A 12593-nucleotide genomic window follows, 5' to 3' on the forward strand; every position below is an offset into this window, starting at 1 on the left:
ATGCAATAAGGGTTGTCTTCGGATAGCCCTTAATTGCTTAAGGGATGATAATGCGTTTTTTGTAGGTCAAGGTCTCGCTTGGCTTAAGGATGTCTTATCATTGCCCGATACACCTGTTTTTCAGCGGACAATAAACAATATAAATGAATCCAATGATCAGAGAACCTCGTTTTTGTCAATTTGCTTTGGTGCAATTGCTCCCTTTTATTACACAGTTTCCCATTCAATATATCAACGGTAAAAATCACTGCCGTATTGCTTATCGCCACTTTATCCAGCCGCACAGCGTAACGCAACGCAAGCTGATGATTCTGGTTAACGGGCGGGCGGAAAATATTTTGAAATGGTCGGAGGTCGGCTACGACTTTTACCTGCGCGGCTATGACGTGCTGGTTTTTGATCACCGCGGGCAGGGCTATTCGCAACGTTTACTGGCAGATCGTGAGAAGGGCTACATTGATGAATTTCGTTTTTATGCCGATGATATGGCGGCGGTAATTGAACAGGTGAGCGGGTTGTATTCTTACCATAGTCAGCATGTTATCGCTCATTCGCTGGGGGCGCTGATCGCAGCGTATTATTTGGCGAATTATGATCATCGGATTAAAAGTGCGGTCTTTTCTTCGCCATTTTTCGGCTTGCCGACACGGCATCCGCTGCGCGATGAGTTGATTATTAATCTGATGATGCTGTTAGGACAGGGAAAGCGTTATGTGTTCGGCAAAACGCCGTATAAACCGGCAAATTTGAATAATAACGAACTGAGTTTTTGTAAAACCCGCATGAAATGGATGAATCGGATTAATCGTAATTACCCAGAATTAAATTTGGGCGGTCCGACATTCCGTTGGGTGCATCTTTGTTTGACCGCAATAAAAGGCCTGCCGAAAATTTTGCCGCGGATTGAGATTCCGGTACTGGTTTTCCGTGCCGGTAAAGAAAAAATTGTGCGTAACGAAGAACTGGCAGCGTTGGTTGCGTTGCTGCCGCAGCATGAGCTGGTCGCGCTGGATAATGCCAAGCATGAAATTTTATTTGAACGCGATCCGCTGCGGGCGCAGGCGCTGGAACGTATCTTTAAATTTATCGAAAATGATGCGACTACAGAATTGTTAACTGAAATAGCGCCACAGCAACACGCCTAACGCGGTAAACAACAGACTGCCGAACAGATGCAACGACATCACGGTAAATGCCGCCAACCATTTAGCGCCGAGAAAATATTCCACCACTTCGGCGGAAAAAGAAGAAAACGTCGTCAAACCGCCGAGAAAACCGGTGACCAGAAATAAGCGCCATGCGCTGGCAATCTGCGGATATTGCCAGAACGCCGCCAGCAACAGACCGATGATAAAACAACCTGTATAATTGGCGATCAGCGTACCGAACACCAGCAGCGAAAACAACGGATTCAGTAGCTGGCTCAAGCCCCAACGCGCAACGGCGCCCAGTGCGGCACCGCTGCCGACTAACAGCACGGATTGCCACACCGGCATTAGTACACCCCGAAAATGGCACGCAAATAACTTGCTACTGCCTCATGTTTGTTCAGGCCGATCCGCTCCAGTTGCGGACAAGCCTGTAACAGGCGCGGATCTGCATTCGCCATAATATTGCCTTTGCCTACTTCGTTTAGCATTTCCACATCGTTCATGCCATCGCCAAAAGCGATGCAGTTTTGCAAACCGTAATCCCGCGACTGAATAATGCGCGCAAGTGCGGTCGCTTTTGATACATTTTTATTCATCACTTCCAGGCAACTCGGCGTGGAATAAGTAATGTTCGCCACTTCGCCGAAACGCGCCCGCAGCGCTTGCTCTATGGGCGCGACGTCCTGCGGCGTCCGTCCGATAAAAAAGACTTTTTCCGTGCCGCGTCCGTGATGTTTGGCAAAATCCACCACCTGATACATAAAACCGGAGTCTTTGTGATATTTCGCCATTTCCGGCACTTCGGTATTGATAAACCAGCCTTCGTCCTGATAGCTATTGACAAACACATTGTTGTGGTCAAAGGGCAGATTCATCATTGCCAGCGCAATATCTTCCGGCAGACTGTCACTCAACAGCAGATTGCCCTGCAAATCATGCACGCGCGCGCCGTTTGAGGTGATCATCAACGCTCGTTTTACGCTGACTTTGCTGAGAATGGACGCAACATCGGTGTGATTGCGACCGGTGGCGAGGATAATATCGACATTTTTAGCGGCTAATTTTTCCAGCGTTTCAATGGTGAAATCACCGATAACATGATTGCCGTTAAGCAGCGTGCCGTCCAAGTCAGAAACTACAGCACGAAAGGGAAGCGGTTGCATAAATTAAAATACCTTATTATTGTTAAATCAGGCGCTATGATAACAAAATTACACAAAAAAAGACCGCACTTTTGCGTATTTACCGCAATCCTTTGCGCAAAATAAAAAATAAGTTGATTTATCTTTAAAATGTGCTATCAATATTAGCAATTGATTAAAAGCCATACCGGCTTGCACGGATTGAGTACATGAGCAAACAGCATTCCCTTCTCGGCATTATTATTAACCTCGCGGTGATTATTATTACCGCGGGGCGAGAGGTGCTGATACTCGGAATGTAATTTGCTTTCTTAGATCGGAAAACCCCTCGCAGTGATTGTCGAGGGGTTTTTTGTGGGCGTTAATTTAATGGAATGGGTGAAAAATGAACGGGGCTAAATTAGTAACGGCGTGCTTGAAAGCACATAATGTAACCACAGTATTCGGTTATCCGGGCGGCGCGATTATGCCGGTTTACGACGCAATTTATGATTCCGGTCTAGCGCATCTGTTGTGTCGTAACGAGCAGGGTGCAGCAATGGCGGCGATCGGTTATGCCAGAGCCAGCGGAAAGACCGGGGTATGTATCGCCACATCGGGTCCGGGCGCCACCAATTTGATCACCGGATTAGGCGATGCGTTAATGGATTCGGTACCGCTGGTGGCTATTACGGGGCAGGTCGCGTCACCGTTTATCGGTACCGACGCCTTTCAGGAAGCGGATGTATTAGGATTATCCCTTGCCTGCACCAAACACAGTTTTATCGTACAACACATCGAAGAATTACCGGAAATTTTTGCCAAAGCTTTTCAAATCGCACACAGCGGCCGTCCCGGCCCGGTTCTGATTGATATTCCCAAAGACGTACAATTTGCCGAAACCGATCTGACACCTTTCACATTACCTGTTGAAAAACCGACCGCACTTTGTCATGACCAACTGCAACAAGCGCTTGACCTGCTGCAACATGCCAAACGTCCGGTCGTGTATGTGGGTGGCGGTGTCGGTATGGCCAATGCTGTGCCGGCGTTGCGCGAGTTTTTGGCAGTCACGCAGATCCCGAGTATCTCCACCTTAAAAGGTCTTGGCGCCATTGCACCAGGCACGCCTTATTACATGGGCATGATTGGTATGCACGGAACTAAGGCGGCGAATCTGGCGACGCAGGAAGCGGATCTATTGTTGGTATTCGGCGCGCGTTTTGATGATCGAGTAACTGGCAAATTGGATACTTTCGCTCCCCATGCCAAAGTGATCCATTGTGATATTGACGTGGCAGAGCTGGGTAAGCTGCGCCGTCCTGATGTCGCATTGCGCTGCGATTTAACCGAAGTTTTTAACGCCTTAAGCCGTCCGCTGGCAATAACCGAATGGCAGGCGGAAATTAATCGCCTGAAAGCAGCGTTTGATTTTCGTTATGCGCAGAATCTGGGCGAGCAGCCGATCAATCCTTGGTGGTTGCTCAACAGCGTATCCGCCAGAAAAAACAAACAAAGCATTGTGGTAACTGATGTGGGGCAGCATCAAATGTGGTCGGCGCAGCATATGCAACATCATGCACCGCAAAACTATATTACCTCCGCCGGCTTCGGCACCATGGGATTCGGTTTGCCGGCTGCGATCGGCGCGCAGAAAGCCCGTCCGCAGGATGAAGTGATTTTGATCACCGGCGACGGTTCATTGATGATGAACGTACAGGAACTGGGCACTATTAAACGCGCGCAGACGCCGATTAAAATCGTGCTGCTGGACAATCAACGTTTAGGTATGGTGCGGCAATGGCAGACGTTGTTCTTTCAAGCGCGCCACAGCAATACAATACTGGATGATAATCCTGATTTCGTCACCCTTGCCTCCGCCTTCGGTATTCGGGGCGAACGCATTGAACGAGGCGCCGATGTGGAAGCGGCGTTGGAGCGCTTATTCGCCAGCGAACAGGCATATCTGCTGCATGTTTGTATTCCGGCGGAAGAAAACGTTTGGCCGTTAGTTCCGCCGAACGCTTGTAATAAAGATATGCTTGAAGAAGAAATGGGAGGATAATATGCAGCGACACGAATTAACCATAAAAGCGGGCAGACGCCCGGAAACGCTGGAGCGTTTATTGCGGGTGATGCGTCACCGCGGCTTTGAAGTGATTGAATTACATACTGAAACGCAACAAAAAGAAATTTTGTTGCAGGTTAAGGTGCAAAGCGACAGAGCGATTACACTGTTATGTAATCAGCTTGTCAAACTGCCGGATGTGATTGAATTGAAATAAAAACCAGAGAGATAATGAATGAAAACTATCGGAATTCTCGGCGGTATGTCACCGCAAAGCACAATCACCTATTATCGTGAAATCAACCGGTTGGTGAATCAGACGTTAGGCAAAAACTACAGCGCGCCGCTGTTAATGGTTAGCGTAAATTTTGAAGATATTGTGCAATGCCAGCAAAGCGGTAATTGGGAGAAAGCCGGTAAATCGCTTGCCGAGGCGGCGCAAAAGTTGGAACAAATCGGCGCACAGGGGATTGTGCTGTCGGCTAATACGATGCATAAAGTTGCACAACCGATTATCGACGCTGTAAAAGTCCCGTTTTTGCATATTGTAGATGCTTCGGCAACAGCGATTAAGGCGCAACACATTGATACAATTGCGCTGCTCGGCACTCGTTTTGTGATGCAAGATAATTTTTACCGCGATGCTTTGCAAGAACGCGGCATTCAGCCGATTGTGCCAGATGAATCGGCACAGCAGGAAATTCACCGTATTATTTTTGATGAGCTGAGTGTGGGGAAATTTTTACCGCAGTCCAAACAATTTTATCTGGATACCATTGCCGCACTGGAAAAACAAGGAGCACAGGGTGTTGTGCTGGGTTGCACTGAAATCGGTTTATTGATTCAACAGGCGGATTACCCGCTGCCGTTTTTCGATACCGCCGAGTTACATGCCAAGATGGCGGCGGATTTTGTGCTGGAAACGGCGTAAAAACCGACCGCACTTTTATGTTGCAGAAATTAAGCGTATGAATATACGCCGTAATATTAAATTGATTTGGAGAGATTATGCCTAAACTACGTTCTGCGACCAGCACTCAAGGTCGCAATATGGCCGGTGCCCGCGCGTTGTGGCGCGCCACCGGAATGAAAGAAGATGACTTCGGTAAACCGATTATCGCCGTGGTGAATTCGTTCACTCAATTCGTACCGGGGCATGTGCATTTACGTGATGTCGGCAAGCTGGTGGCGGAGCAAATCGAAGCGGCGGGCGGCGTGGCGAAAGAATTCAATACTATTGCGGTGGATGACGGTATTGCCATGGGACACGGCGGTATGCTGTATTCCCTGCCGAGCCGCGATTTGATTGCCGACAGCGTGGAATATATGGTAAATGCCCATTGTGCCGATGCCATGGTGTGTATTTCCAACTGCGATAAAATTACGCCGGGAATGTTAATGGCGTCGCTGCGCCTGAATATTCCGACGGTTTTTGTTTCCGGCGGACCAATGGAGGCGGGCAAAACCAAACTGTCTGATCAACTGATTAAGCTGGATCTGGTCGATGCCATGGTACAAAGTGCGGATAAAAATGTGTCCGATGCGGATGTGGCGGCAATTGAGCGCTCCGCCTGCCCGACCTGCGGTTCCTGTTCCGGTATGTTCACCGCCAATTCCATGAACTGTTTAACCGAAGCGCTGGGGCTAAGTTTGCCGGGCAATGGCTCCTGTTTGGCGACCCATGCGGATCGCAAACAATTATTTTTAAATGCCGCCTCACAAATTGTGGCGCTGTGCCACAAATATTATCAACAGAATGACGAATCCGTGTTGCCGCGCGCAATTGCCATCAAAGCCGCATTTGAAAACGCCATGAGTTTGGATATTGCTATGGGCGGTTCGACCAATACCGTATTGCATTTATTGGCGGCGGCGCAGGAAGCTGGGGTGGATTTCACTATGGCGGATATCGACCGTTTGTCCCGTCGCGTGCCTTGTTTGAGCAAAGTCGCACCGAATACCAATAAATACCATATGGAAGATGTTCACCGCGCCGGTGGCATTATGGCGATTTTGGGCGAGCTGGCACGCGCCGGTTTGTTGCACAACGATACTCGTACCGTGCTGGGAACCAGTTTGGGCGAGCAAATCGCTGCTTATGACATTATGCAGACGCAAGATCCTGCCGTACATCGATTCTTCCGTGCCGGACCTGCCGGTATTCGCACGACGCAAGCCTTCTCGCAAGATTGTCGCTGGGACAGCGTGGATAATGACCGTCAGCACGGCTGTATCCGCAGCAAAGAATTCGCTTACAGTCAGGACGGTGGCTTGGCAATGTTATCGGGCAATATCGCGCAGGACGGTTGCATTGTTAAAACCGCCGGTGTGGATGAGTCCATTTTGAGGTTTAACGGCACCGCCATTGTATTTGAAAGTCAGGAAGACGCGGTGGCGGGCATTTTGGGCGGTAAAGTGCAGGCAGGGCATGTGGTGGTGATTCGTTACGAAGGGCCGAAAGGCGGGCCGGGAATGCAGGAAATGCTGTATCCGACCAGTTATCTGAAATCCATGGGCTTGGGCAAAGCCTGTGCGTTGTTGACGGACGGACGTTTTTCCGGCGGCACTTCCGGTTTGTCTATCGGTCACTGTTCACCGGAGGCAGCAGCGGGCGGTGCGATTGGATTGGTCAGAGACGGCGACCGTATTGAAATTGATATTCCGAACCGATCTATTCACCTGGCAGTATCCGAACAGGAACTGGCACAGCGCCGTGCGCAGCAGGACGCAAGCGGCTGGCAACCGGTAAACCGTCAACGTGAAGTCTCCTTCGCCTTAAAAGTTTACGCCCATTTCGCCACTTCCGCCGATAAAGGCGCAGTGCGGGATAAATCGAAAATTTAATTAACCGAAAAGTGCGGTAAAAATAACCGCACTTTTTCATGAGTAACAGACGTATGGTTTATAATTTAGCAGCTCAGCCGAGCGGTGCTGAGTATCTTAGAGCAGTATTAAGTTCAAAAGTGTATGAATTGGCGCAGGTGACGCCGTTGCAGCCGATGGAAAAACTGTCCGAACGGTTGGACAATCGGATTTTGGTAAAACGCGAAGACCGTCAACCGGTGCACAGCTTTAAGTTGCGCGGTGCTTATGCCATGATTTCAGGTCTGACACAGGCGCAGAAAGATGCCGGTGTGATAGCTGCGTCTGCCGGGAATCACGCACAGGGCGTGGCATTGTCGGCAAAACATCTCGGTTTGCAGGCGCTGATTGTGATGCCGCAAAATACGCCGAGTATTAAAATTGATGCGGTGCGCGGATTTGGCGGCAAAGTGCTGTTGTACGGTGCGAATTTCGATGAGGCGAAAGCGAAAGCAATTGAATTATCACAGAGTAACAATATGACGTTTATTCCGCCTTTTGATCATCCGGCAGTGATCGCAGGACAAGGCTCGCTGGCAATGGAACTGTTACAGCAAAATACTCATATTGATCGCATTTTTGTTCCGGTTGGCGGCGGCGGTCTGGCGGCTGGCGTTGCGGTGTTGATTAAGCAGCTGATGCCGGAAATCAAGGTAATTGGGGTTGAAAGCAAGGATTCTGCCTGCTTATATGAAGCCTTGCAGGCGGGGCATCCGGTGGATTTACAACGAGTCGGTTTATTTGCCGACGGTGTTGCGGTAAAACGTATTGGCGAGGAAACCTTCCGTGTATGCCGGCAATATCTGGATGATGTGGTGTTGGTGGACGGTGATGAGATTTGTGCGGCGATGAAAGATATATTTGAAAATGTACGTGCCGTGTCCGAGCCGTCCGGTGCAGTATCCTTAGCTGGACTGAAAAAATATGCACAGCAGCATGATCTGCACGGTGAAACGCTGGTGAATATTCTATCCGGCGCGAACCTTAATTTTCATACTTTGCGTTATGTTTCCGAACGTTGTGAAATCGGTGAAAAACGTGAAGCCATGCTGGCGGTGACGATTCCGGAAGAAAAGGGCAGTTTTTTGCGTTTCTGTCATTTGTTGGGTGATCGTGCTGTAACCGAGTTCAATTATCGTTATGCCGACCAGACCCAAGCCTGTATTTTTGTCGGGGTACGGATCAGCGGCGAACGGGAGAAGGCGGAAATTATCGAGCAACTCCAGCAAAACGGTTATACGGTGATGGATCTGTCGGATGATGATGTCGCTAAGACCCATATTCGCTACATGATCGGCGGGCGCTCTTCCAGTCCGGCGAAAGAGCGGTTATATAGTTTTGAGTTTCCTGAACAGAAAGGCGCGCTGCTGAAATTTTTGGAAATGCTCGGCACTCATTGGAATATTTCGCTGTTTCATTATCGTGCGCACGGTGCGGATTACGGCAATGTGTTGGCGGGATTCCAATTTAATCAGAACGATGAAATCCGATTTAACGGGCATTTGGAAGAATTGGCGTATCGCTATCAGGATGTTACCGACAGCCCGGCGTATCGTTATTTTCTGGGCTAACTACCAGCGGCAAGGACGCCGTCGCTTTCCTTGCCGTTGTAATTCTGATTATTTGACGAATTCGCTGAAGGTTAGTTCGTAATGATCACCGTCTTTATCGTAGGAAATATAGCGCGGGAATTGTTCTCCGGCGTGTTTCTTCACGATAAAGGCTTTCTCACCGGTGTGAAATTGATAAGTAATTTCCGTGACATTTTGTTTATTATATTTCACCTGACGCTCATTTTTCTTCACGAAGACGTTGGTCATCGGATACAGTTTTTTACCGTTAGTAATCTGAAAATTCACCGGCAATTTATCAAAATAACTTAACTGAAAGGCAACGGTGAACAAATCAAAGGTCGGCATGTTCATGGCTTCTGTTTTTAGACCGTCTTTAACTTTGCCGTATTCAATGGCATTGCCTTTAATATTGGCTTTGGCATAGACTTTGTCGTTACGGGTATCCTGATAGCTGAGCATATTAAACTGTCTGCCGCTTTGCGTTCCGTTGGATTTGAATTTGATGTTATACAGCGGCACGTTAATCTGCGCGTTCACATAATATTGTTTGCCGTCGGTGTTGAAATGAACATAGGCGGGCATTAAATAGTTTGAGCTGTATTTTATCTTGGTGTTCAGATTCGCCCAAGCGGGTACGGCGAATAGTGCGATAAGTAATATTTTGATTAGTTTCATGCTGCGTCCCTCAAAATCATATAAAAAGTTTATAGTTAGAGTCGGTTTATGCGGATTAGTTCAGAAAAAAGGCGGACATCCGCCCGCCTCGTCGCCATTTACCGGTTTAACGCGCAACAAAACCCACCGCATTATATACTGCATCCAGTGTGGTTTTGGCGCGTTGCTGCGCTTTTTGCGCCCCTTCCGCTGCGATATTTTTTAATAATGCCTCATTGCTGCGGAAATGATGATAACGTTCCTGTAGTGCGGTCAGCATAGCGGAAACTTCATCCGCCACCGCGCTTTTTAAATGACCGTACATTTTACCGCTAAATTCCGTTTCCAACGTTGCCACAGATTTTCCGCTGACGCCGGAAAGAATATCCAGCAGATTGGATACGCCGGCTTTGTTTTTCAGATCATAGCGAATTACCGGCGGTTCGTCGGAATCTGTCACCGCGCGTTTAATTTTTTTCGCCACCGCTTTCGGATCTTCCAGTAAACCGATTACGTTATTGCGATTTTCGTCCGATTTGGACATTTTCTTTTCCGGTTCCAGCAACGACATGACTCGTGCGCCGGATTTCGGAATAAACACTTCCGGAATGGCAAAGAGCGGTTCGTAAAGGGCATTGAAACGCTGAGCGATATCGCGCGTAATTTCCAGATGCTGTTTTTGATCTTCGCCTACCGGCACGTGGTTTGCCTGATACAATAAAATATCTGCCGCCATGAGAACCGGATAGGTAAACAGACCGACATTGACATTTTCGGCATGGCGCGCCGATTTGTCTTTAAACTGCGTCATGCGTCCCATTTCGCCGAAATAGGTGTAACAGTTTAGAATCCATGCCAGCTGTGCATGTTCCGGTACATGAGATTGAATGAAAATCGTGCTTTTTTGCGGATCGATACCACAGGCCAAATATAGTGCCAGCACGTCTAATGTGGCTTTGCGCAATGCGTTGGGGTCTTGGCGCACGGTGATCGCATGCTGATCTACAATACAGAACAGGCATTCGTAATCGTCTTGCATATTCACCCATTGACGCAATGCGCCCAGGTAGTTGCCGATAGTCAGTTCGCCGGAAGGCTGAACGCCGCTGAATACAACTGGTTTTGTCATTTTATTTTCCTTATAAAATTCTGCTAAATAATCTGTAAAATTTGTGCGAAATCATCCAATACCCAATCCGGTTTTGATTCGGCAATAGGAACATTGTAATTATAACCGTAAGTCAGACCGATCACGGCGCAGCCTGCGGCATGTGCTGCCAGAATATCATTTCTGGAATCGCCGACAAACAGCATCTGTTTCGGGTACAATCCGAATTTACCGCACAGATAATATAACGGTGCCGGATGCGGCTTAATCGCCGGCAGCGACTGCCCGCCAAGGGTTTCGCTGAATAAATGATCAATACCGAACGCCCGTAAAACCGGCTGAACGTGTTTGCTCGGTTTATTGGTAATCACTGCCAGAATAAAACCGCGCGCTTTCAGTTGTTCCAGCGTTTCTTTGACATGCGGATAAAGCCGGCTGATATTACAAAGATTTTCGCCGTAATGAAAATTAAAACGGGCTTTCACCTGCTTGAATTCGTCGGCATTCAGCGAGCGACCGGTTTGTTCCGCCGCCCAGTTCAGCGCACGGGTGATTAAAATATCCGCGCCGTTGCCGATCCAAGTTAAGACTAATTGTTCTGACGCTTGCGGCAAGTCGGATTCCGCCAGGGCGGAATTTACCGACAGTGCCAGATCCGGCAGGCTGTTCACTAATGTTCCGTCCAGATCGAAGCCGATAAGTTTAAATTGTGAAGTCATGGTTGTGTTACCGTTGCTAGTTGCTGACGCATATCGTCGATGACTTTGCGATAATCCGTCTGATCAAAAATTGCCGAACCCGCCACAAACATATCTGCACCGGCGCGGGCAATTTGCGCGATATTGTCAATTTTTACGCCGCCGTCCACTTCCAAACGAATGGCAAAACCGCTTTCATCAATGCGTCGGCGTGCCTGTTTCAGTTTTTCCAGCGTGGCGGGGATAAAGGATTGACCGCCGAAGCCGGGATTGACCGACATCAGCAAAATCACATCTACCTTATCCATAACATAATCCAGATAGCTTAACGGCGTTGCCGGATTGAACACCAGCCCGGCTTTACAGCCGCAATCGCGAATCAGTTGCAGTGAGCGGTCAATATGTTCGCTGGCTTCCGGATGAAAGGTGATGTAATCAGCACCGGCTTTGGCAAAGTCGGGAATCAGGCGGTCTACCGGTTTGACCATTAAATGCACATCAATCGGGGCACGGATGCCGTAATCGCGCAACGCTTTGCACACTGCCGGACCGAAGGTCAGATTCGGCACGTAATGATTATCCATCACATCAAAATGGATAAGATCCGCACCGCACTGTAATACGTTTGCAACATCATCGCCTAAGCGGGCGAGATCTGCCGATAGAATTGACGGCGCAATTAAATAAGGTTTCATGCTGTCCTCTTACATGGCGGAAATAAACGGTTTCTAGTGTACTACTTAATGGCGCAAAATTTAAGGAAATTGTGCAGTGAAATCATAGAATAAGAACCTCGCAGCGATTTGTGTGAGATAAACACGCCGCAATATGTCGGTCGGTGATAGGTGGCGGCAATATGTGCGGTTTGACTTGAGATGGAAATTTAACAGGGCGATTGTGCCCTGTTATCGGCAAGTTATTTACGTACTGCAATGGCTTCAATTTCAAGCCCAACATCTTTCGGTAAACGCGCCACTTCCACACAGGAACGCGCCGGGAAATTCGGGTGATTGTGTTGGGTAAAGAAACGTTCGTATTCCGCGTTGACGGCGGCGAAATCATTGAGATCTTTGACAAATACGGTGGTTTTCACAATATCGGCGACGGTCAGTCCCGCTTGTTCGATAATGGCTTTGATATTTTCCAGCGATTGACGCGCCTGTGCGGTAATATCGGCGGCAATGTCGCCGGTTGCCGGATTCACCGGAATCTGACCGGATGTGAACACCAAATTGCCTAAATCCACTGCTTGTACATACGGACCGATTGCCGCTGGCGCTTTTTCGCTATGAATAATTTTTGTCATATTGATTTCCTTATTGTCGTGATTGAATGTGCGGATTTATTTTACCGTTTT

Annotated in this window: 13 protein-coding genes; 6 read left to right on the plus strand and 7 right to left on the minus strand. The window is 48.4% G+C overall.

Translation table 11 applies throughout. The features are described 5' to 3' along the window. Positions 1-152 precede the first annotated feature (152 nt). Complete coding sequence (locus tag BN3349_RS09705; protein WP_048736432.1) at positions 153-1145, plus strand: alpha/beta fold hydrolase; 993 nt, start codon at positions 153-155, stop codon at positions 1143-1145. On the opposite strand, the gene crcB is transcribed toward BN3349_RS09705, so the two are convergent. Beyond that, entirely contained in the window at positions 1113-1496 is a 384-nt protein-coding gene (crcB, locus tag BN3349_RS09710) for a fluoride efflux transporter CrcB (protein WP_040977090.1), read from the minus strand. The genes BN3349_RS09705 and crcB overlap by 33 nt on opposite strands. Next, positions 1496-2314 carry a Cof-type HAD-IIB family hydrolase gene (locus tag BN3349_RS09715; RefSeq protein ID WP_040977091.1) on the minus strand — a complete coding sequence of 273 codons (819 nt, stop codon included), beginning with the start codon at positions 2312-2314 and terminating at the stop codon, positions 1496-1498. The genes crcB and BN3349_RS09715 overlap by 1 nt, the downstream gene beginning before the upstream one ends. 364 nt (positions 2315-2678) lie before the next feature. On the opposite strand from BN3349_RS09715, the gene ilvG reads away from it, so the two are divergent. The 5 genes from ilvG (at position 2679) to ilvA (ending at position 8773) form a co-directional block, all read left to right on the plus strand. After that, a complete protein-coding gene (gene ilvG / locus BN3349_RS09720; protein ID WP_040977092.1) occupies positions 2679-4337 on the plus strand; it encodes an acetolactate synthase 2 catalytic subunit in 1659 nt (552 codons plus the stop codon). Position 4338: 1 nt separating this feature from the next. Next, positions 4339-4557 (plus strand): acetolactate synthase 2 small subunit, encoded by a 219-nt coding sequence (gene ilvM, locus BN3349_RS09725; RefSeq protein ID WP_040977094.1) that lies wholly within the window; start codon positions 4339-4341, stop codon positions 4555-4557. An 18-nt stretch (positions 4558-4575) separates the two neighbouring features. Beyond that, a complete protein-coding gene (locus BN3349_RS09730) occupies positions 4576-5271 on the plus strand; it encodes an aspartate/glutamate racemase family protein (protein WP_040977095.1) in 696 nt (231 codons plus the stop codon). A 77-nt stretch (positions 5272-5348) separates the two neighbouring features. Further along, positions 5349-7184 carry a dihydroxy-acid dehydratase gene (gene ilvD, locus BN3349_RS09735; RefSeq protein WP_040977096.1) on the plus strand — a complete coding sequence of 612 codons (1836 nt, stop codon included), beginning with the start codon at positions 5349-5351 and terminating at the stop codon, positions 7182-7184. Between the two features lie 53 nt (positions 7185-7237). Further along, positions 7238-8773 (plus strand): threonine ammonia-lyase, biosynthetic, encoded by a 1536-nt coding sequence (gene ilvA, locus BN3349_RS09740; RefSeq protein WP_040977215.1) that lies wholly within the window; start codon positions 7238-7240, stop codon positions 8771-8773. A 48-nt stretch (positions 8774-8821) separates the two neighbouring features. Here ilvA and BN3349_RS09745 read toward each other — a convergent pair whose 3' ends face one another. The 5 genes from BN3349_RS09745 to BN3349_RS09765 form a co-directional block, all read right to left on the minus strand. Beyond that, positions 8822-9451, minus strand: coding sequence for a hypothetical protein (locus BN3349_RS09745; RefSeq protein ID WP_040977097.1), 630 nt, complete (start codon positions 9449-9451; stop codon positions 8822-8824). A gap of 106 nt (positions 9452-9557) precedes the next feature. Beyond that, positions 9558-10559, minus strand: a complete 1002-nt coding sequence (gene trpS / locus BN3349_RS09750) for a tryptophan--tRNA ligase (RefSeq protein WP_040977099.1) — start codon at positions 10557-10559, stop codon at positions 9558-9560. 23 nt (positions 10560-10582) lie between these two features. Further along, entirely contained in the window at positions 10583-11257 is a 675-nt protein-coding gene (locus BN3349_RS09755; protein ID WP_040977100.1) for a phosphoglycolate phosphatase, read from the minus strand. Then, complete coding sequence (gene rpe, locus BN3349_RS09760) at positions 11254-11931, minus strand: ribulose-phosphate 3-epimerase (protein WP_040977101.1); 678 nt, start codon at positions 11929-11931, stop codon at positions 11254-11256. Before rpe ends, BN3349_RS09755 begins: the two co-directional genes overlap by 4 nt. A gap of 221 nt (positions 11932-12152) precedes the next feature. Next, the gene (locus BN3349_RS09765) at positions 12153-12542 is read right to left on the minus strand and encodes a RidA family protein (protein ID WP_040977103.1); all 390 of its coding nucleotides are present in this window, start codon (positions 12540-12542) and stop codon (positions 12153-12155) included. Positions 12543-12593: the final 51 nt, after the last annotated feature.

The sequence above is a fragment of the Necropsobacter massiliensis genome, from assembly GCF_000827595.2.
GTDB classification, from domain to species: Bacteria; Pseudomonadota; Gammaproteobacteria; order Enterobacterales; family Pasteurellaceae; genus Necropsobacter; species Necropsobacter massiliensis.